This is a genomic window from Streptomyces sp. NPDC002690, from assembly GCF_053592415.1.
The window spans coordinates 1-19,518 of sequence record NZ_JBSFVR010000129.1; the positions used below are offsets into that span (position 1 = coordinate 1).

Annotated in this window: 19 protein-coding genes; 17 read left to right on the forward strand and 2 right to left on the reverse strand. The window is 71.1% G+C overall.

All coding sequences use genetic code 11. The features are described 5' to 3' along the window. The coding region (locus ACWD3D_RS17910; RefSeq protein WP_451461798.1) for a hypothetical protein at positions 1-1,122 on the forward strand (1,122 nt) is incomplete at its 5' end. A gap of 144 nt (positions 1,123-1,266) precedes the next feature. Then, positions 1,267-3,243 (forward strand): threonine--tRNA ligase, encoded by a 1,977-nt coding sequence (gene thrS, locus ACWD3D_RS17915; RefSeq protein WP_451461799.1) that lies wholly within the window; start codon positions 1,267-1,269, stop codon positions 3,241-3,243. Between the two features lie 38 nt (positions 3,244-3,281). Here thrS and ACWD3D_RS17920 read toward each other — a convergent pair whose 3' ends face one another. Further along, a complete protein-coding gene (locus ACWD3D_RS17920; RefSeq protein ID WP_451461800.1) occupies positions 3,282-3,998 on the reverse strand; it encodes a potassium channel family protein in 717 nt (238 codons plus the stop codon). 67 nt (positions 3,999-4,065) lie between these two features. Between ACWD3D_RS17920 and ACWD3D_RS17925 the strand changes: the two genes are divergently transcribed. Beyond that, positions 4,066-4,626 carry an HIT family protein gene (locus ACWD3D_RS17925; protein ID WP_451461801.1) on the forward strand — a complete coding sequence of 187 codons (561 nt, stop codon included), beginning with the start codon at positions 4,066-4,068 and terminating at the stop codon, positions 4,624-4,626. 65 nt (positions 4,627-4,691) lie between these two features. Here the strand turns inward: ACWD3D_RS17925 and ACWD3D_RS17930 are convergent, their stop codons facing one another. Beyond that, entirely contained in the window at positions 4,692-6,362 is a 1,671-nt protein-coding gene (locus ACWD3D_RS17930) for a hypothetical protein (protein ID WP_451461802.1), read from the reverse strand. Positions 6,363-6,647: 285 nt separating this feature from the next. On the opposite strand from ACWD3D_RS17930, the gene pgsA reads away from it, so the two are divergent. The 14 genes from pgsA (at position 6,648) to ACWD3D_RS18000 (ending at position 19,408) form a co-directional block, all read left to right on the forward strand. Beyond that, entirely contained in the window at positions 6,648-7,340 is a 693-nt protein-coding gene (pgsA, locus tag ACWD3D_RS17935; RefSeq protein ID WP_451461815.1) for a phosphatidylinositol phosphate synthase, read from the forward strand. Next, positions 7,337-8,275, forward strand: coding sequence for a phosphatidylinositol mannoside acyltransferase (locus ACWD3D_RS17940; protein ID WP_451461803.1), 939 nt, complete (start codon positions 7,337-7,339; stop codon positions 8,273-8,275). Before pgsA ends, ACWD3D_RS17940 begins: the two co-directional genes overlap by 4 nt. Beyond that, positions 8,272-9,495: a glycosyltransferase family 4 protein gene (locus tag ACWD3D_RS17945; RefSeq protein ID WP_451461804.1), complete on the forward strand. Its 1,224-nt coding sequence runs from the start codon at positions 8,272-8,274 to the stop codon at positions 9,493-9,495. The genes ACWD3D_RS17940 and ACWD3D_RS17945 overlap by 4 nt, the downstream gene beginning before the upstream one ends. A gap of 123 nt (positions 9,496-9,618) precedes the next feature. Next, the gene (locus ACWD3D_RS17950; RefSeq protein WP_451461805.1) at positions 9,619-10,164 is read left to right on the forward strand and encodes a hypothetical protein; all 546 of its coding nucleotides are present in this window, start codon (positions 9,619-9,621) and stop codon (positions 10,162-10,164) included. 205 nt (positions 10,165-10,369) lie between these two features. Beyond that, positions 10,370-11,299, forward strand: coding sequence for a pyridoxal 5'-phosphate synthase lyase subunit PdxS (pdxS, locus tag ACWD3D_RS17955; RefSeq protein ID WP_451461806.1), 930 nt, complete (start codon positions 10,370-10,372; stop codon positions 11,297-11,299). A gap of 6 nt (positions 11,300-11,305) precedes the next feature. After that, a complete protein-coding gene (gene pdxT / locus ACWD3D_RS17960) occupies positions 11,306-11,908 on the forward strand; it encodes a pyridoxal 5'-phosphate synthase glutaminase subunit PdxT (protein WP_451461807.1) in 603 nt (200 codons plus the stop codon). A 60-nt stretch (positions 11,909-11,968) separates the two neighbouring features. Next, positions 11,969-12,724 carry a YebC/PmpR family DNA-binding transcriptional regulator gene (locus ACWD3D_RS17965; protein ID WP_266702367.1) on the forward strand — a complete coding sequence of 252 codons (756 nt, stop codon included), beginning with the start codon at positions 11,969-11,971 and terminating at the stop codon, positions 12,722-12,724. A 130-nt stretch (positions 12,725-12,854) separates the two neighbouring features. Continuing rightward, positions 12,855-13,388, forward strand: coding sequence for a crossover junction endodeoxyribonuclease RuvC (gene ruvC / locus ACWD3D_RS17970; RefSeq protein WP_451461808.1), 534 nt, complete (start codon positions 12,855-12,857; stop codon positions 13,386-13,388). Further along, positions 13,385-14,011, forward strand: a complete 627-nt coding sequence (ruvA, locus tag ACWD3D_RS17975) for a Holliday junction branch migration protein RuvA (RefSeq protein WP_451461809.1) — start codon at positions 13,385-13,387, stop codon at positions 14,009-14,011. The genes ruvC and ruvA overlap by 4 nt, the downstream gene beginning before the upstream one ends. Positions 14,012-14,043: 32 nt before the next feature. Then, positions 14,044-15,138 carry a Holliday junction branch migration DNA helicase RuvB gene (gene ruvB / locus ACWD3D_RS17980; RefSeq protein WP_451461810.1) on the forward strand — a complete coding sequence of 365 codons (1,095 nt, stop codon included), beginning with the start codon at positions 14,044-14,046 and terminating at the stop codon, positions 15,136-15,138. A 166-nt stretch (positions 15,139-15,304) separates the two neighbouring features. Beyond that, the gene (yajC, locus tag ACWD3D_RS17985) at positions 15,305-15,784 is read left to right on the forward strand and encodes a preprotein translocase subunit YajC (RefSeq protein ID WP_451461811.1); all 480 of its coding nucleotides are present in this window, start codon (positions 15,305-15,307) and stop codon (positions 15,782-15,784) included. A 147-nt stretch (positions 15,785-15,931) separates the two neighbouring features. Next, a complete protein-coding gene (secD, locus tag ACWD3D_RS17990) occupies positions 15,932-17,749 on the forward strand; it encodes a protein translocase subunit SecD (protein ID WP_451461812.1) in 1,818 nt (605 codons plus the stop codon). 1 nt (position 17,750) lies between these two features. Then, complete coding sequence (gene secF, locus ACWD3D_RS17995) at positions 17,751-18,863, forward strand: protein translocase subunit SecF (RefSeq protein WP_451461813.1); 1,113 nt, start codon at positions 17,751-17,753, stop codon at positions 18,861-18,863. Next, positions 18,860-19,408, forward strand: a complete 549-nt coding sequence (locus ACWD3D_RS18000; protein ID WP_451461814.1) for an adenine phosphoribosyltransferase — start codon at positions 18,860-18,862, stop codon at positions 19,406-19,408. The genes secF and ACWD3D_RS18000 overlap by 4 nt, the downstream gene beginning before the upstream one ends. Positions 19,409-19,518: the final 110 nt, after the last annotated feature.

The window sequence follows — 19,518 nt, forward strand, 5'->3', positions numbered from 1 at the left end:
GCCCGCCACGGGTGGTGCCTGCGCGGCGGCGCCGCAGGACGCTACACCCGGTGGACCCCGCCCGGACCGGCCGGCGGGCCCGCCAGCCTGCTGGTGCCCGCCACCGCGGCCTTCCCCGACGCCGAGGACCTGCTCGCGGAGGCGCTCGCGGCCCTCGCCCGCAGCGCGGAACCCTCCGCCCGGGACGTCCTCGTCGCCCTCGCCGTACCCAGCGACGAGGTCCGCTGGTGGCGCGAGGTCCCCGAGGAGACCGTGGCCGCGGCCGGGGCCGCCGGTGCGGCGGGCTGGGGCGAGGCGGAGGCGCTGCGCTCGGCCGCCCTGCGCATCCTGCTGGCCGGCTCCCTCGCCGTACGCGGCCCGGCGGGCCACCACGGGGCCCGTCACCGCAGACGGGCCCGGGCCGCCCTGGACGACGTGCTGATCGGCCCGGCCCCGGGCGGGCGCCGGCTCACCGCCTTCCTGCCCGTGGCCTCCGGCAGGGCCGTCGCCGGCCGGCTCTACCGGGCGCTGCACGCCGCCCGCGAGGCCGTCGACTACCAGCGCGCCACCGGCGGCATGGAGGCCTTCGACGCCGCGGTCCCCGCCGGGGTCAGCCGCGAGCTGACCGATGCCCTGGTCGCGCTGGTCCGGGGCTCCGAGGGCGCCAGGATCACCGTCGGCTGGGCGCCCTCGCGCGGTGCGCCCGACAACTGCCCGGACCGCCCCGAACCCGTCGACTTCTCCCCGGGCGATCTCCCCGCGCTCCGGCTGGCCGGTACCCGCTACCGCCGTCAGGAGCCGTCCGTCCCGGTCCGGATCACCGGCGCCGTCGTCCGGATGCGCCGCTCGGGGCCGCGCGGCCCCGGGACCGTACGGCTGCGCGTCCTCGCGGGCGCCGAGGTGGCGCACGTACGGGTCGAGCTGGACGAGGAGGCGTACCGCATCGCCGGCCACGCCCACCTCGTCGGGCTGCCGCTCCGGGTGGAGGGCCTGCTGGAGAGCCGGGGCGGTTTCCGGCGGCTCACCGGCGCCGCCCAGGTCGTTCCCGTCCAGGTCGACGAGGCGGAGCGGGACCGGCTGATGAAGGCGCTCCAGGAGAACCTGGACTGGTTCGAAGAGGCGTGCGCGGGCGACGAGGAGTAGCTCCCGCACGGGCCGGCGCCCAGGACCGCGAGGCCCTCGCCGGTCACCCGTGAAGAACGCAATGTGAATAAGGCTGCCCGGCTCGGTACGATCCTTGGTGCACGCGCAAGCAATGCGGTGCGCCCCCTGAGTCAGGAGAGACCGGTGTCAGACGTCCGTGTGATCATCCATCGCGATTCCGAGCGGGAAGAGCACGTGGTGACGACGGGCACGACGGCCGCCGACCTCTTCCCCGGACAGCGCTCGGTCGTGGCCGCCCGCGTCGACGGTGAGCTGCGCGACCTGGCGTACGCCGTCCAGGACGGCGAGACCGTCGAGCCCGTGGAGATCTCCTCCGAGGACGGCCTCAACATCCTGCGCCACTCCACCGCGCACGTGATGGCCCAGGCCGTCCAGGAACTCTTCCCCGAGGCCAAGCTCGGCATCGGCCCGCCGGTCAAGGACGGCTTCTACTACGACTTCGACGTCGAGAAGCCGTTCACGCCCGAGGATCTCAAGGCCATCGAGAAGAAGATGCAGGAGATCCAGAAGCGCGGCCAGCGCTTCTCCCGCCGTGTCGTCACGGACGAGGCGGCCCGCGAGGAGCTGGCCGCCGAGCCGTACAAGCTGGAGCTCATCGGCATCAAGGGCTCGGCCTCGTCCGACGACGGCGCCGACGTCGAGGTGGGCGGCGGCGAGCTGACCATCTACGACAACCTGGACGCCAAGACCGGCGACCTGTGCTGGAAGGACCTCTGCCGCGGTCCGCACCTGCCGACCACCCGGTTCATCCCGGCGTTCAAGCTGATGCGCAACGCCGCCGCCTACTGGCGCGGCAGCGAGAAGAACCCGATGCTCCAGCGCATCTACGGCACCGCGTGGCCCACCAAGGAAGAGCTCAAGGCGCACCTGGAGTTCCTGGAGGAGGCCGCCAAGCGCGACCACCGCAAGCTCGGCAACGAGCTCGACCTCTTCTCCTTCCCCGACGAGATCGGCCCCGGCCTCGCCGTCTTCCACCCCAAGGGCGGCATCATCCGCCGGGCCATGGAGGACTACTCGCGGCGCCGCCACGAGGAGGAGGGCTACGAGTTCGTCTACAGCCCGCACGCCACCAAGGGCAAGCTCTTCGAGAAGTCCGGCCACCTGGACTGGTACGCCGACGGCATGTACCCCCCCATGCAGCTCGACGACGGGGTGGACTACTACCTCAAGCCGATGAACTGCCCGATGCACAACCTGATCTTCGACGCGCGCGGCCGTTCCTACCGTGAACTCCCCCTCCGCCTCTTCGAGTTCGGCACGGTCTACCGGTACGAGAAGTCCGGCGTGGTGCACGGCCTGACCCGCTCGCGCGGATTCACCCAGGACGACGCGCACATCTACTGCACCAAGGAGCAGATGGCCGAGGAGCTGGACCGCACGCTCACCTTCGTGCTGAACCTGCTCCGCGACTACGGCCTGAACGACTTCTACCTGGAGCTCTCCACCAAGGACCCGGAGAAGTTCGTCGGCTCCGACGAGATCTGGGAAGAGGCCACCGAGACGCTGCGCCAGGTCGCCGAGAAGCAGGGCCTCCCGCTGGTCCCGGACCCGGGCGGCGCCGCCTTCTACGGCCCGAAGATCTCCGTGCAGTGCAAGGACGCCATCGGCCGCACCTGGCAGATGTCGACCGTGCAGCTCGACTTCAACCTGCCGGAGCGCTTCGACCTGGAGTACACCGGCCCGGACGGCACCAAGCAGCGCCCGGTCATGATCCACCGCGCCCTGTTCGGTTCCATCGAGCGCTTCTTCGCGGTGCTCCTGGAGCACTACGCGGGCGCCTTCCCGGTCTGGCTCGCGCCCGTCCAGGCGGTCGGCATCCCGATCGGCGACGCCCACATCCCGTACCTCCAGGAGTTCGCCGCCACGGCGCGCAAGCAGGGGCTGCGGGTCGACGTGGACGCCTCCTCGGACCGGATGCAGAAGAAGATCCGCAACCAGCAGAAGGCCAAGGTCCCCTTCATGATCATCGCGGGTGACGAGGACATGGTCAACGGTGCCGTCTCCTTCCGCTACCGCGACGGTTCGCAGGAGAACGGCATCCCGGTCGCCGAGGCCATCGCCAAGATCGCCAAGGCCGTCGAGGACCGCGTCCAGGTCTGATCACCGGCACGGCCAGGAGTACGGCCCCCGGCGCGGCGTCAGCCCGCCGGGGGCCGTTCCTCGTCCTCCCGCCGGAACACCTGGAGCAGCCACGACGAGAAGGAACCCGTCACCGCGCCCAGCAGCGCGAGGCCACAGGCCATCAGTCCCGCCGCGACGATCCGGCCCTCCGGGGTGACCGGCACCGCGTCCCCGTACCCCACCGTCGTCAGGGTCTCGCAGGCCCACCAGACAGCGTCGCCGAAGGTGAGGATGCTGGCGCCCGGCGCGGTGTGCTCCACGTGGTAGACGGTGAGCGCGGCGGAGACCCCGAGCAGCACCGCGGAGAGCCCGGCGTACGACATCACGCGGGCGTACAGGCTCAGCCGGGGCTCGGCCCGGCGCTGCTGCACCGCCGAGTACACCTTCACCACGCGCAGAGGCCGCAGCAGCGGCATCACCAGCACCAGGGTGTCCAGCCAGTGCGTCCGCACGAAGCGGTGGCCCAGACCGCTGAGCCGCAGACGTACGGCGTAGTCCACGACGAAGAGCGCCCAGGTCCCGTAGACGAGCCCCAGCCCCACGTCCGGCCACGGCTCGCGGTCCCGGCCGGCCAGCACGTGGATCGCGTACCCCGCGAGGAACACCAGCGAGGCCACCGCGAGCGGCACCTCCGCGCGCTCCTCCCACCGGGCGAGACGGGGCGGCGGAGCGGTGGTGGGGCGGTCGTCCGGGGATGCGGGGCGGTCGCTCGGCGGGTCGGGGCGGTCGCTCATGGCCGCAAGCATCCCGCCGCCGCGAGGGGCAGGGCCCCGGCGACACGCGCGACGGGGGTGACGCCATATGCTGAACCGCATGACGAGTGAGCCCGAGCAGCAGATCGGAGTGGGGACGCCCGACGCGTTCCAGCGCCTGTGGACCCCCCACCGGATGGCCTACATCCAGGGTGAGAACAAGCCGAGCGGTCCCGGCGCGGACGACGGCTGTCCGTTCTGTACGATCCCGTCCAAATCGGACGTGGACGGGCTCGTCGTCGCACGGGGCACACACGTCTACGCGGTGCTCAACCTCTATCCGTACACCGGCGGCCACCTCATGGTCGTGCCCTACCGGCACGTCGCCGACTACACCGAGCTGGACGGCCCGGAGACGCTCGAACTCGCCGACTTCACCAAGAAGGCCATGGTCGCGCTCCGGGCGGCCTCCGGAGCGCACGGCTTCAACATCGGCATGAACCAGGGAGCCGTCGCGGGCGCCGGCATCGCCGCGCACCTGCACCAGCACCTCGTCCCGCGCTGGGGCGGCGACACCAACTTCATGCCCGTGGTGGGCCACACCAAGGTGCTCCCGCAACTCCTCGGCGACACCCGCGCGATGCTGGCCGACGCCTGGCCGGCCGCCTGACGCACCCCGTACGACGCACCCCGTACGGAGAGGAGGGGCGCCCCTCCTCCCCGTACGCCCAGGGCTCAGGCGTCGTACGTGTCGGCCTTCTTCGGCGCCGCGTCCTGGACCGCGCCGCTCAGCGACATCGAGCGGCTGCTGAAGCGCTCCGTGTCCACGCCGTTCTCCTTCAGCACCCGCAGCGCCGCCGAGTGGACCACCCGCAGCACCGGAGTGGCGGCGCGCAGCGCGTCGTCCGCCATGAAGCGGTGGTTCCACGGCTGCGAGGCCCACGCGTGCCGCATCCCGAACGGCTCCGGCAGGCTGATCTTGCCGCCGAGGTAGTCCAGCAGCGGCGGATACCAGGTCAGCGGGGCGCGCAGCGCGAGGCGGACCACCTCCTCCGGCTCGACCAGCGGCAGGTTGATCTTGCGGGTCTCCCAGAAGCGGACGGTCTTGTTGACCGTCTTCGTCTTCGCGGCGGGCTTGGAGAAGAAGAGCGAGTGGACCGGACCCAGCGCGTGCCCGGTGACCTCGATGCGCAGCGTCTCGTGCAGCACCGTCACCGTGATCATCATGGTCAGCACCAATTGGCCGTCCCAGAGCGTGAACTGCACACCCAGGTAGTGCCGCGCACCGCTGCCGAACTGCTGGTGGTTGCAGATGCGCTGTATCTCGTGCGGCTTGACCTGGAAGGTCGCCACGTCCTCACCGGCAGGGCGGGACACCGAGTCCGCGTTCTCACCGACCGGGGAGACGATCCAGTGCTTCACCGAGGGCTTGGGGAAGCCGCCGGTGTTCAACGGCCCGCGCTCCAGCATCTGCAACTGGTCGTGGATGACCCGGATCACGTCCCAGCTGCGGAACTGGTGGAACTCCTTGGTGGGATCGGCCGAGACCAGCTCCTCCGCCAACTGCCAGCTGCCCCAGCGGGTTCCCATGCCGAGAATGCCCTTGGGGCCCGCGTAGAAGACCGAGTTCGACTGCTGCTCCGCCGCGAGCTTCTCCAGCGACTGGCGCAGCGCCTCGCGGGCCGTCTCGTTGGGGTTCTTCGGCACCGCGTCCGGGATCTTGGCACTGACCCCGCCGCCCGACAGCAGCCCTTCCCAACGGGCCCGCATGTCCTTCGCGGAGCTCTCCGCGATCCGCTTGGCGATCAGCCAGCCGATCACCGGGGCGACGATCGCCCCGCGCAGGTAGAGCCCCAGGAAGCCGCCGACCGGCAGCGCGATCAGCGCCACCACCGCCAGACCGCCGATGACGACCAGCACCACCGTGCCCAGGGCCTTGAACGCGGTGTCCTTGGACTTGTCGAGGGCGTCCCGCAGCCGGAAGGCGATGATCCACAGCAGCAGGCCGGGCAGGAACAGCACCCCGCACACCAGCGTCACCAGCGTCAGCCGGGTATCGCGCTCCTTGCGCAGCCGGGACGCCGAAAGGCAGTGCTCCACCACCGTCTGCGGGTCCATCCCGAAGGACTGGATCAGCGCGCCGCGCGCCCCGCCCAGGGTGCGTTCCTGCACCGCGCGCGAGAATGCCTCACCCAGGTTGGGCTTGAAGTAGTTGGCCTTGAAGAACTTCGAGGAACCCTCCGACACCGAGGACTTGTGCCACTCGTTGTCCGCTTTGAGGATCTCCTCCACCGGGCTGTCCCGGTACGCCGCCGAGGCCAGGGCGTTCGTCGCCACCGCCCCGGCGCTCGCGCCCTGGATCGGGATCTGCGCTCCGGGAGAAAAGTCGAATCCGTCGCTGGCCACTTGTTCGCCCCCACTCGCCGCATGGTCTGCTCCTGCGGGTGTGCCCAACTACCGTACGCGGCATACCTTCTGAGCTGCGCCCACAGCGTAGCGCCCGAACGCCCCCACCGCCCGTCACCGGGGCGGAGCCGACAGTGATTGCGACAACGCGCCGTCCGAGCGCCCCCGCGACGCGCAGAAGCGGCGGGACGGGTGCCCGTCCGGTGGACCGGCCGCGTGGTGACTACGATGGGCCAGCCGGTGGCCGAAGGGGTCGCACGGCCCACCGACCCCTCAGGGAAGGCCATGCTGAACAAGTACGCGCGTGCGTTTTTCACGCGTGTCCTCACGCCGTTCGCCGCTCTGCTGCTCCGACTCGGGGTCAGCCCCGACGCGGTCACACTGATCGGCACGGCCGGAGTGATGGCCGGTGCGCTCGTCTTCTTCCCCATGGGGGAGTTCTTCTGGGGCACCATCGTCATCACCGTCTTCGTCTTCTCGGACCTCGTCGACGGGAACATGGCACGGCAGGCCGGGATCTCCAGCCGCTGGGGCGCGTTCCTCGACTCGACACTCGACCGGGTCGCCGACGGCGCCATCTTCGGCGGCTTCGCACTCTGGTACGCGGGCAACGGCGACGACAACATCCTCTGCGCCGTGGCGATCTTCTGTCTCGCCAGCGGCCAGGTCGTCTCCTACACCAAGGCGCGCGGCGAGTCGATCGGTCTGCCCGTCGCCGTCAACGGCCTGGTGGAGCGCGCCGAACGCCTGGTGATCTCGCTGGTCGCCGCCGGCCTCGCCGGACTGCACGGCTTCGGCGTCCCCGGCATCCAGATCCTGCTGCCGATCGCGCTGTGGATCGTCGCCGCGGGCAGCCTGGTGACCCTCGTCCAACGTGTGGTCACCGTGCGCCGGGAGTCCGCCGAGGCGGACGCGGCCGTCGCCGCGGCAGCCGCTCAAGCGGGCCCGGCGGGTCGGGGGACCGAGGACGGCCGGTGAGCAAGCCAGGCACCGACCTCAGGGACCGGCTGACCGACGGCCTCTACGGCCTCGGCTGGGGTGCGGTGAAGAAGCTGCCCGAGCCGGCCGCCCGCGCCCTCTTCCGCACCCTCGCCGACCAGGTGTGGAAGCGGCGCGGCAAGAGCGTGCTGCGACTGGAGTCGAACCTCGCCCGCGTCGTCCCCGACGCCTCCGCGGCCCGGCTCGCCGAACTCTCCCGGGCCGGCATGCGCTCGTACATGCGCTACTGGATGGAGTCGTTCCGGCTGCCCGCCTGGAGCCCGGAGCAGATCAAGGAACGCATCGACGTCACCGACGCCCACCGCCTCACCGAGGGCCTGGACGCCGGACGCGGAGTCGTCCTCGCCCTGCCGCACCTGGGGAACTGGGACCTGGCCGGAGCCTGGGTCACCACCGACCTCAAGGTCCCCTTCACCACGGTCGCCGAACGCCTCAAGCCCGAGACCCTCTACGACCGCTTCGTCGCCTACCGCGAGAGCCTCGGCATGGAGGTGCTGCCGCACAGCGGCGGCGCGGCCTTCGGCACCCTGGCCCGCCGGCTGCGCGCGGGCGGTCTGGTCTGCCTGGTCGCCGACCGCGACCTGTCCGCCTCCGGGGTGGAAGTCGACTTCTTCGGCGCCCGTGCCCGGATGCCCGCGGGCCCGGCGCTGCTCGCCCAGCAGACCGGGGCGCTGCTGCTCCCCGTCACCCTCGGCTTCGACGACACACCCGTCATGCGGGCACGGGTCCACCCGCCCGTCGCCGTGCCCGAGGAGGGCACGAGGGCCGAGCGGACCGAGGCCATGACCCAGGCCCTCGCCGACGCCTTCGCGGAAGGCATCGCCGCCCACCCGGAGGACTGGCACATGCTGCAACGGCTCTGGCTCGACGACCTCGACCTCGCCGGCGGTACGGCCGAGGGGAAGACCCCGTGAAGATCGGCATCGTCTGCCCGTACTCCTGGGACGTCCCCGGCGGTGTCCAGTTCCACATCAGGGACCTCGCCGACCACCTGATCCGGCTCGGCCACGAGGTCTCCGTGCTCGCCCCGGCCGACGACGACACCCCGCTGCCGCCGTTCGTCGTCTCGGCGGGCCGGGCCGTGCCGGTCCCGTACAACGGCTCCGTGGCCCGCCTCAACTTCGGCTTCCTCTCGGCGGCCCGGGTGCGCCGCTGGCTGCACGAGGGCACCTTCGACGTCATCCACATCCACGAGCCGGCCTCGCCCTCGCTGGGACTGCTCGCCTGCTGGGCGGCGCAGGGCCCGATCGTCGCCACCTTCCACACCTCGAACCCGCGTTCCCGCGCGATGATCGCCGCGTACCCGATCCTCCAGCCCGCCCTGGAGAAGATCAGCGCCCGCATCGCGGTGAGCGAGTACGCCCGCCGGACCCTGGTCGAGCACCTCGGCGGCGACGCCGTGGTCATCCCCAACGGCGTCGACGTCGGGTTCTTCGCCGGCGTCGAGCCGAAGCCCGAGTGGCAGGGCTCCACCCTCGGGTTCGTCGGCCGCATCGACGAGCCGCGCAAGGGCCTGCCGGTCCTCATGAAGGCGCTGCCCACGATCGTCGCGGCCCGCCCCGACACCCGGCTGTTGGTGGCCGGCCGGGGCGACGAGGAGGAGGCCGTCGCCCAGCTTCCCGAGGAGCTGCGCTCCCGCGTCGAGTTCCTCGGCATGGTCAGCGACGAGGACAAGGCCCGGCTGCTGGCCAGCGTCGACGTGTACGTCGCCCCGAACACCGGCGGCGAGAGCTTCGGGATCATCCTCGTGGAGGCGCTGTCGGCGGGTGCCGCGGTGCTCGCCAGCGACCTCGACGCGTTCGCCCAGGTACTGGACCACGGCACGGCCGGCGACCTCTTCGCCAACGAGGACGCGGACGCGTTGGCCGCGGCGGCGATCCGGCTGCTGGACGATCCGGAGCGCCGGGCGGGGCTCAGCGAGCGGGGGAGCGCGCACGTCCGGCGCTTCGACTGGTCGACCGTCGGCGCCGACATCCTCGCGGTGTACGAGACGGTCGCGGACGGCGCGGCCTCGGTGGCCGCCGACGACCGCGCCACCGGCTTGCGGGCCCGCTTCGGGCTCGTCCGGGACCGGGAGGCGGCGCAGCCCCGAGACCGTGACGCCTCCCAGCCGTTCGGGCCGGCAGGGGACTGACCACCGGGGCCGCGCGGGCCGGTCCCGCCTCGAGCGCCGTCCGGTACCGCCTCGGGAGCGCCCGGCCCCGTACCGCCGCCGGCCGGTCGGGGCGCGCGCCCGGCGGCGGTAGCCTTTGCGCCCGTGACCGCAACCTTGATCTGGACCGTCGTCGCACTCGTCGCGATCGGCCTGTACCTCAGCTGGACCGCCGGACGCCTGGACCGGCTGCACGCGCGGATCGACGCCGCCCGGGCCGCCCTGGACGCGCAGTTGCTGCGCCGCGCCTCGGTCACCCAGGAACTGGCCACCTCCGGTCTGCTGGACCCGGCCGCCTCCCTCGTCCTGTACGAGGCCGCGCACGCCTCCCGCCAGGCCGAGGAGGACCACCGCGAGGTCGCGGAGAGCGAGCTGAGCACCGCCCTGCGCGCGGTCTTCGGCGAGAGCGCCCAGGTGGAAGCCGTACGCGAGGCCCGCGGCGGCGAGGAGGCGGCGGACGAACTCGCCGCCGCCGTACGCCGGGTGCCGATGGCCAGGCGGTTCCACAACGACGCGGTGCGCGCGGCACGGGCCCTGCGTACCCACCGCACGGTCCGCTGGTTCCGGCTGGCCGGACACGCCCCCTTCCCGCTCGCCTTCGAGATGGACGACACCCCGCCGACCGCGCTCGCCGACCGCCCGGGCACCTGAGGCGGGCCGGGCGGCGGGCCAGGGGGCCGGTGACAGCCGGCGGGGGAGCGACGGGGACCGACGAAGGCCACGGGTGCCGCCGCCGTAAAGGGGAGACGGTGGCCCAAAACGATCCACCGCCTCCTCATTGGCCCTTGCTGTGGACTGGTCCGGGGGCGTTTGCTCGGCGGTGCAGGAAACCAGTCCTTTCACCGAGTGAGGTCCCGTGTCCACGCTTCCCAGCACCCCGCAGTACGCCGTGTCCGACGGTTCTCCCGCCACCGGCACCGCCCGCGTCAAGCGCGGCATGGCCGAGCAGCTCAAGGGCGGCGTGATCATGGACGTCGTCGACGCCGAGCAGGCGAAGATCGCCGAGGACGCGGGCGCGGTGGCCGTGATGGCCCTGGAGCGGGTGCCGGCCGACATCCGCAAGGACGGCGGCGTGGCCCGGATGTCCGACCCCAACATGATCGAGGAGATCATCGGGGCCGTCTCCATCCCCGTCATGGCCAAGTCCCGCATCGGGCACTTCGTGGAGGCCCAGGTCCTCCAGTCCCTCGGCGTCGACTACATCGACGAGTCCGAGGTCCTCACCCCGGCCGACGAGGTCAACCACAGCGACAAGTTCGCCTTCACCACCCCGTTCGTCTGCGGCGCCACCAACCTGGGCGAGGCCCTGCGCCGCATCGCCGAGGGCGCCGCGATGATCCGCTCCAAGGGCGAGGCCGGCACCGGCAACGTCGTGGAGGCGGTCCGCCACCTGCGCCAGATCAAGAACGAGATCGCCCGGCTGCGCGGCTACGACAACAACGAGCTGTACGCCGCCGCCAAGGAGCTGCGCGCCCCGTACGAGCTGGTCAAGGAGGTCGCCGAACTGGGCAAGCTCCCCGTGGTGCTCTTCTCCGCCGGCGGCGTGGCCACCCCCGCCGACGCCGCGCTCATGCGCCAGCTCGGCGCCGAGGGCGTCTTCGTCGGCTCCGGCATCTTCAAGTCGGGCGACCCGGCCAAGCGCGCCGCCGCCATCGTGAAGGCCACCACCTTCTACGACGACCCGAAGGTCATCGCGGACGCCTCGCGGAACCTCGGCGAGGCCATGGTCGGCATCAACTGCGACACGCTGCCCGAGGCCGAGCGCTACGCCAACCGCGGCTGGTAACCCCCGATGACCGACACTCCCGTGATCGGGGTACTGGCCCTCCAGGGCGACGTACGCGAGCACCTGATCGCCCTGGCCTCGGCGGACGCCCTGGCCAGGCCGGTCCGGCGCCCCGAGGAGCTCGCCGGGGTCGACGGTCTCGTCATCCCCGGCGGCGAATCCACCACCATGTCCAAACTCGCCGTGCTCTTCGGCATGATGGAGCCGCTGCGCGAGCGGGTCCGGGCGGGCATGCCGGTCTACGGCACCTGCGCGGGCATGATCATGCTCGCCGACAAGATCCTGGACCCCCGCTCGGGCCAGGAGACCGTCGGCGGGATCGACATGATCGTGCGCCGCAACGCCTTCGGCCGCCAGAACGAGTCCTTCGAGGCGTCCGTCACCGTACGGGGCATCGAGGAGGACACGGACGGGCCGGTGGAGGGTGTGTTCATCCGGGCCCCCTGGGTGGAATCGGTGGGCGCCCCGGTGGAAGTGCTCGCCGAACATCGCGGTCATATCGTCGCCGTGCGCCAGAAAAACGCCCTGGCGACCTCGTTCCACCCGGAACTCACCGGCGACCACCGTGTCCACGCGCTCTTCGTCGAGATGGTGCGCGCAGTGGTCTGAACGATCCCGGTAGGATCTCTCGGGTTCGGATCGATTTTGGTGACGCGAAGGAGAAGGCAGATGTCCGGCCACTCTAAATGGGCTACGACGAAGCACAAGAAGGCCGTGGTTGACGCCAAGCGCGGCAAGCTCTTCGCGAAGCTGATCAAGAACATCGAGGTCGCGGCCCGCTCCGGCGGCGTGGACCCCGACGGCAACCCGACGCTCGTCGACGCCATCCAGAAGGCGAAGAAGAGCTCCGTCCCGAACAAGAACATCGACTCCGCGGTCAAGCGCGGCGGCGGTCTCGAAGCGGGCGGCGCCGACTACGAGACGATCATGTACGAGGGCTACGGCCCCAACGGTGTCGCGGTGCTCATCGAGTGCCTCACCGACAACCGCAACCGCGCCGCCTCCGACGTGCGCGTGGCGATGACCCGCAACGGCGGCTCGATGGCCGACCCGGGTTCCGTCTCGTACCTGTTCAACCGCAAGGGCGTCATCAACCTGCCCAAGGGTGAGCTGACCGAGGACGACGTGCTGGGCGCCGTGCTCGACGCGGGCGCCGAAGAGGTCAACGACCTCGGCGACACCTTCGAGGTCGTCAGCGAGGCCACCGACATGGTCGCGGTCCGCACCGCGCTCCAGGAGGCGGGCATCGACTACGACTCCGCCGACGCCAACTTCCTGCCCACCATGCAGGTCGAGCTCGACGAAGAGGGCGCGCGCAAGATCTTCAAGCTCATCGACGCGCTGGAGGACAGCGACGACGTGCAGAACGTCTTCGCCAACTTCGACGTCTCGGACGAGGTCATGGAGAAGCTCGACGCCGCCTGATCCTGGCGATCCGGCGACCGGACGCGGCACGGGCCGACGGGGACACACCCCCGTCGGCCCGTCGCGTTGTCGGAGTCGCCCGCTAACCTGCCAGAACAGTTGACCGAGCCGTGAGGACAGGGGGCGCTCCGTGCGCGTACTCGGCGTGGACCCGGGGCTGACCCGGTGCGGTGTCGGCGTCGTCGACGGCGTCGCGGGCCGCCCGCTCACCATGGTCGGGGTCGGTGTGGTGCGTACCCCGCCCGAAGCCGAGCTCGGCGACCGCCTGGTCGCGATCGAGGCCGGCATCGAGCGGTGGCTCGACGAACACCGCCCCGAATTCGTCGCCGTGGAGCGCGTGTTCAGCCAGCACAACGTGCGCACCGTCATGGGCACCGCCCAGGCCAGCGCGGTCGCCATGCTCTGCGCCGCCCGACGCGGCATCCCCGTCGCCCTGCACACCCCCAGCGAGGTGAAGGCGGCCGTGACCGGTTCCGGGCGCGCCGACAAGGCGCAGGTCGGCGCCATGGTCACCCGGCTGCTCCGGCTGGACGCCCCGCCCAAGCCCGCCGACGCCGCCGACGCCCTCGCGCTCGCGATCTGCCACATCTGGCGGGCCCCCGCGCAGAACCGGCTCCAGCAGGCCGTCGCCGCCCATCGCACGCTGAAAGGCCGCACCGCATGATCGCCTTCCTCTCCGGCCCCGTGGCCGCCCTCTCCCCGGCCACGGCCGTCATCGAGGTCGGCGGCATCGGCATGGCCGTCCAGTGCGCCCCGCGCACCCTCGCCGACCTCCGGATCGGCCAGCAGGCCAGGCTCGCCACCTCCCTCGTCGTGCGCGAGGACTCCCTCACGCTCTACGGCTTCGCCGACGACGACGAACGCCAGGTCTTCGAGCTGCTCCAGACCGCCAGCGGCGTCGGCCCCCGGCTCGCCCAGGCCATGCTCGCCACCCACAGCCCGGACGCCCTGCGCCAGGCCGTCTCCACCGGCGACGAGAAGGCCCTGATGGCCGTCTCCGGCATCGGCAAGAAGGGTGCCCAGAAGCTCCTGCTGGAGCTCAAGGACCGGCTCGGCGCCCCGCTCGGCGCCCACATCGGCCGGCAGACGCCCGGCGCCGCCGCGGTCCCGGACTGGCGCGAGCAGCTCCAGGCCGCGCTGATCGGCCTCGGCTACGCCGCCAGGGAGGCCGAGGAAGCGGTGTCCGCCGTCGCCCCACAGGCCGAGGCGGCCCTCGCGGAGGGGGTCCGGCCCCCCGTGCCGCAGCTGCTGCGCGCGGCCCTCCAGACCCTCAACCGCACCCGCTGACCGGCGCCGAACCCCGAGGCAGGACTGACCGTATGAACTGGGACGAGACCGGACCCGACACCGACGAGCGGGCCGCGGACGCCGCCGCGGCGTACGACGACCGGCTGGTCACCGGCGTCGCGGACGGCGAGGACACCGCGGTCGAAGCCGCGCTGCGCCCCAAGGACCTCGACGAGTTCGTGGGCCAGGAGAAGGTCCGCGAGCAGCTCGACCTCGTCCTCAAGGCCGCCCGCGCCCGGGGCGCCACCGCCGACCACGTGCTTCTTTCGGGGGCACCCGGCCTCGGCAAGACCACTCTTTCGATGATCATCGCCGCGGAGATGAACGCGCCCATCCGGATCACCTCCGGGCCCGCCATCCAGCACGCGGGCGACCTCGCCGCGATCCTCTCCTCCCTCCAGGAGGGCGAGGTCCTCTTCCTGGACGAGATCCACCGCATGTCCCGGCCCGCCGAGGAGATGCTCTACATGGCGATGGAGGACTTCCGTGTCGACGTCATCGTCGGCAAGGGCCCCGGCGCCACCGCGATCCCCCTCGAACTCCCGCCCTTCACCCTGGTCGGCGCGACCACCCGGGCCGGCTTGCTGCCGCCCCCGCTGAGGGACCGTTTCGGCTTCACCGGCCACATGGAGTTCTACGCCCCCGCCGAACTGGAGCGTGTCGTCCACCGCTCCGCCGGACTCCTCGACGTGGCCATCGACACCGCGGGCGCCGCCGAGATCGCCGGCCGCTCCCGGGGCACCCCCCGCATCGCCAACCGCCTGCTGCGCCGGGTCCGCGACTACGCCCAGGTCAAGGCCGACGGCGTGATCGACCGGGAGATCGCCGCCGCGGCCCTCAAGGTGTACGAGGTCGACGCCCGCGGGCTGGACCGGCTCGACCGGGCCGTCCTCGGCGCCCTGCTGAAGCTCTTCGGCGGCGGTCCGGTCGGACTCTCCACCCTCGCCGTGGCGGTGGGGGAGGAGCGTGAGACGGTCGAGGAGGTCGCGGAGCCCTTCCTCGTACGCGAGGGACTGCTGGCCAGGACGCCGCGCGGAAGGGTGGCCACACCGGCCGCCTGGGCCCATCTGGGGCTTGTTCCGCCCCAGCACGGCGCAAAGGGACAAGCGGGCCTGTTCGGGGCGTGATGCGTCACAGCTTGACCATTTGCGGAACCGGGGTGCGATGCTGGGCGTTGTTCCAGCGATGCGGACTCGCTTAGACTCCGCCGATGCCGCCCTTAAAGGTCGGTGTACCCACCCCCGTAGATACAGGCCGCTTTTTCAGCGCGGTCGTGCGAAGGAAATCCGTCCTGTGAGTCTCCAACTTCTTCTCCCCGTCATCCTGATCTTCGGCGTCATGTTCATGATGTCCCGGTCCGCCAAGAAGAAGCAGGAGGCTGCTTCCCAGATGCGCAACGAGATGCAGCCCGGCACCGGCGTCCGCACCATCGGCGGCATGTACGCCACGGTCAAGGAAGTCCAGGAGGACACCGTCCTCCTGGAGGTCGCTCCCGGCGTCCACGCGATCTACGCGAAGAACGCCATCGGCGCCGTCCTGGACGACGCGGAGTACAACCGCATCGTCCACGGCGACACCGAGGAGCTCGACTCCCCGGTCGTTCCGGACGACGCCTCCTCGCTGACCGACGGCCACGCCGCCGGTGACGAGAAGATCGACCTGGACAAGAAGTTCACGGCCGACGAGTCCGACGCCGAGGAGACCCCGGCGTCGGACGTCGAGGCCAAGGACGCCAAGGACAGCAAGGACGACGGCGACACCGGCGCGAAGTAGTCGCACGACACGGGGACACCGCCCGCCCATCCGGCGCGCGGTATCCCCGGACCGTTCGGTCTTCTGCGGGGGCGGGTCCCCACAACACTTCGTGGCCGCTCGGGCGCGTACCCGGCGCGGAGCGGTTGGACAGGGAGAAACGAAAAGGTGGCAGCACCGAAGAAGGGCCGAGGGCCGGCCGGTGGCGGTCAGGGAAAGCCGGGACGTTCCCTGGCTCTCATCCTGATCGTCATGGTCGCGCTCGCTGGCGGGATGTTCCTGTCCGGCCACACCACTCCGAGACTGGGCATCGACCTGGCGGGTGGCACGTCGATCACGCTCCAGGCCAAGAGCCAGCCCGGCAAGCCGGACGCGATCAACGAGACCAACATGAACACGGCGGTCAACATCATCGAGCGCCGTGTCAACGGTCTCGGTGTGTCCGAAGCCGAGGTTCAGACCCAGGGCTCCAGCAACATCATCGTGAACATCCCGAAGGGGACCAACTCCGAGCAGGCCCGTGAGCAGGTCGGTACGACCGCCCAGCTCTACTTCCGGCCGGTTCTGACCGTCGAGGCCAGCGGCTCCGACGCCACCCCTTCGGCCACCGCCACTCCCTCCGGCAGCGCCTCGCCGACCCCTTCCGCGTCGGCATCCGCCTCCGCGAAGGCCACCGACGGCGAGACGGCCACGGACGGCGACAAGGCCGACTCCTCGGCCACTCCCTCGGCGAGCTCCACCACCCAGGGCCGCGCCGTCACCTCGGCGCTGACCAAGGACGGCGCCACTCCGAGCGCCACGGCCACCGCGACCGGTGACGCCGCCGCCACGGACGACGCCGCCGCGGCCGACGCCTCGCCGAGCGCCTCCGTCGACCCGGCCACCGCGAAGCTCCAGGCCGAGTTCGCCGCGCTCGACTGCTCCGACCCGAAGCAGCGCGCCGAGGCCGGCCAGGACGCCAAGGCCACCGACACCATCGTCGCCTGCGGCTCCAACACCCCGGGCAGCTACGAGAAGTACGTCCTCGGCCCGGCCGAGGTCTCCGGCAGCGACGTGGACAACGCCCAGGGCGCCATCGACCAGTCCACCGGTGAGTGGATCGTGACGATGGAGTTCAACTCCAAGGGCGCGAAGAAGTTCAACAAGATCACCTCGTCGCTCGCGCAGCAGACCTCGCCGATGAACCAGTTCGCCATCGTCCTCGACGGCGAAGTGGTCTCCGCGCCCTCGGTCGCCAGCGCGCTCAGCGCCAACGCCCAGATCTCGGGCAACTTCACCCAGCAGTCGGCCCAGGACCTCGGCAACATCCTGTCCTACGGTGCCCTGCCGCTGACCTTCAAGGAGGCGAGCGTCACCACGGTGACCGCCGCCCTCGGTGGAGAGCAGCTCCAGGCCGGCCTGATCGCCGGTGCCATCGGTCTGGCGCTGGTCGTCATCTACCTGGTGGCGTACTACCGCGGCCTCGCGTCCATCGCGCTGCTGAGCCTCCTGGCCTCCGGCATCCTCACGTACACGATCATGGCCCTGCTCGGCCCGGCCATCGGCTTCGCGCTGAACCTGCCGGCGGTCTGTGGTGCCATCGTGGCCATCGGTATCACCGCCGACTCGTTCATCGTGTACTTCGAACGAGTGAGAGACGAGATTCGCGAGGGACGCACCCTCCGGCCGGCCATCGAACGTGCCTGGCCGCGTGCCCGGCGCACCATCCTGGTCTCCGACTTCGTGTCGTTCCTCGCCGCCGCCGTGCTCTTCGTGGTCACCGTCGGCAAGGTCCAGGGCTTCGCGTTCACGCTCGGCCTGACCACCGTGCTCGACGTCGTCGTGGTGTTCTTCTTCACCAAGCCGGTCATGACGCTGATGGGCCGGACGAAGTTCTTCTCCAGCGGCCACCCGTGGTCCGGGCTGGACCCGAAGCGGCTCGGCGCCAAGCCGCCGCTGCGCCGCTCGCGTCGTGTCAACTCCTCCACCGACCCGAAGGAGGCGTGAGATGTCGCGACTCGGCAGCATCGGCGCCCGGCTCTACCGAGGCGAGCTCGGCTACGACTTCATCGGTAAGCGCAAGATCTGGTACGGCGTCTCGATCCTGATCACCATCACGGCCATCCTCGGCCTGGCGGTCGGCGGCCTGAACATGGGCATCGAGTTCAAGGGCGGCGCGGTCTTCACGACCGACACCAAGGCCAAGATCTCCACCTCGCAGGCCCAGGAAGCGGCCGTGGCGGCCTCCGGCCACGAGGCGATCGTGCAGGAGCTCGGCAACGGCGGTCTGCGCATCCAGATCACCGAGGTCGACACCGCCAAGGCCGACGGCATCAAGACCCAGCTCTCGAAGGACCTCGGCGTCCCCGCGTCGAAGATCAACGCCGACCTGGTCGGCCCGAGCTGGGGCGAGCAGATCGCCAACAAGGCGTGGACCGGCCTCGGGATCTTCATGGTCCTCGTGGTGGTCTACCTGGCCATCGCCTTCGAGTGGCGGATGGCGGTCGCCGCCCTCGTGGCGCTGATCCACGACATCACCATCACGGTCGGTGTCTACGCCCTGGTCGGCTTCGAGGTCACCCCGGGCACCGTGATCGGTCTGCTCACGATCCTCGGTTACTCCCTCTACGACACGGTCGTCGTCTTCGACTCCCTCAAGGAGGGCCAGAAGGGGATCACCAAGCAGACCCGGTACACGTACAGCGAGATCGCCAACAAGTCGATCAACAGCACGCTGGTGCGGTCCATCAACACCACCGTGGTCGCGCTCCTCCCCGTCGCCGGTCTGCTCTTCATCGGCGGCGGCGTCCTCGGCGCCGGCATGCTGAACGACATCTCGCTGTCGCTCTTCGTCGGGCTCGCGGCCGGTGCGTACTCCTCGATCTTCATCGCCACGCCGCTCGTCGCGGACCTCAAGGAGCGCGAGCCGCAGATGAAGGCGCTCACCAAGCGCATTCTCGCCAAGCGCGCCGCGGCCGAGGCCAAGGGCGAGACGGACGAGGACGACGAGTCGCAGGACAACGGGTACGCGGGTGCCGGCGCGGGCTCCTCGGCCTCGGTGATCGGCCAGCGTCGCGAGCCCGGTGGCAGCACCGGCCGCGGTCAGGGGAAGCGCCGATGACCAGCACCGAATCCGTCCGGGAGCTGCTGCTCAGCCGCATCCGCGACGTACCCGACTACCCCAAGCCGGGCGTCCTCTTCAAGGACATCACCCCGCTGCTCGCGGACCCGGTCGCCTTCTCGGCGCTGACCGACGTCCTCGCCGAGCTGTGCGTGAAGCACGGTGCCACCCGGGTCGTCGGGCTGGAGGCGCGTGGCTTCATCCTCGCCGCGCCCGTCGCCGTCCGGGCCGGGCTCGGCTTCATCCCCGTGCGCAAGGCCGGAAAGCTGCCCGGAGCGACGCTCCGCCAGGCCTACGACCTCGAGTACGGCACCGCCGAGATCGAGGTGCACGCCGAGGACATCACCGCCGACGACCGGATCATGGTCATCGACGACGTCCTCGCCACCGGCGGCACCGCCGAAGCCTCGCTGGAGCTCATCCGGCGGGCCGGCGCCAAGGTCGCGGGCGTCGCGGTCCTCATGGAGCTCGGCTTCCTCGACGGCCGCAGCCGTCTGGAGCCCGCCCTCCAGGGGGCCCCGCTGGAGGCGCTGATCACCGTCTGATCACCATCCGAACGGTTGGTACGACCGCGCGCGGGCACCCGCGTACCCGTTGTCCTGCGACTCGTCGTCCTCGTCCGTCTCGCCCTTGGCCTCGGCCGCGGCGCGCTTGG

Excerpts from the sequence above, each read along its gene's own strand:
- ACWD3D_RS17920 (WP_451461800.1), bottom strand. The coding sequence starts at position 3,998 with ATGAGCGACCGCCCCGACCCGCCGAGCGACCGCCCCGCATCCCCGGAC.
- ACWD3D_RS17925 (WP_451461801.1), top strand. The coding sequence starts at position 4,066 with ATGCTGAACCGCATGACGAGTGAGCCCGAGCAGCAGATCGGAGTGGGG.
- pgsA (WP_451461815.1), top strand. The coding sequence starts at position 6,648 with ATGCTGAACAAGTACGCGCGTGCGTTTTTCACGCGTGTCCTCACGCCG.
- pdxT (WP_451461807.1), top strand. The coding sequence starts at position 11,306 with ATGACCGACACTCCCGTGATCGGGGTACTGGCCCTCCAGGGCGACGTA.
- ACWD3D_RS17965 (WP_266702367.1), top strand. The coding sequence starts at position 11,969 with ATGTCCGGCCACTCTAAATGGGCTACGACGAAGCACAAGAAGGCCGTG.
- ruvA (WP_451461809.1), top strand. The coding sequence starts at position 13,385 with ATGATCGCCTTCCTCTCCGGCCCCGTGGCCGCCCTCTCCCCGGCCACG.
- ruvB (WP_451461810.1), top strand. The coding sequence starts at position 14,044 with ATGAACTGGGACGAGACCGGACCCGACACCGACGAGCGGGCCGCGGAC.
- secF (WP_451461813.1), top strand. The coding sequence starts at position 17,751 with ATGTCGCGACTCGGCAGCATCGGCGCCCGGCTCTACCGAGGCGAGCTC.
- ACWD3D_RS18000 (WP_451461814.1), top strand. The coding sequence starts at position 18,860 with ATGACCAGCACCGAATCCGTCCGGGAGCTGCTGCTCAGCCGCATCCGC.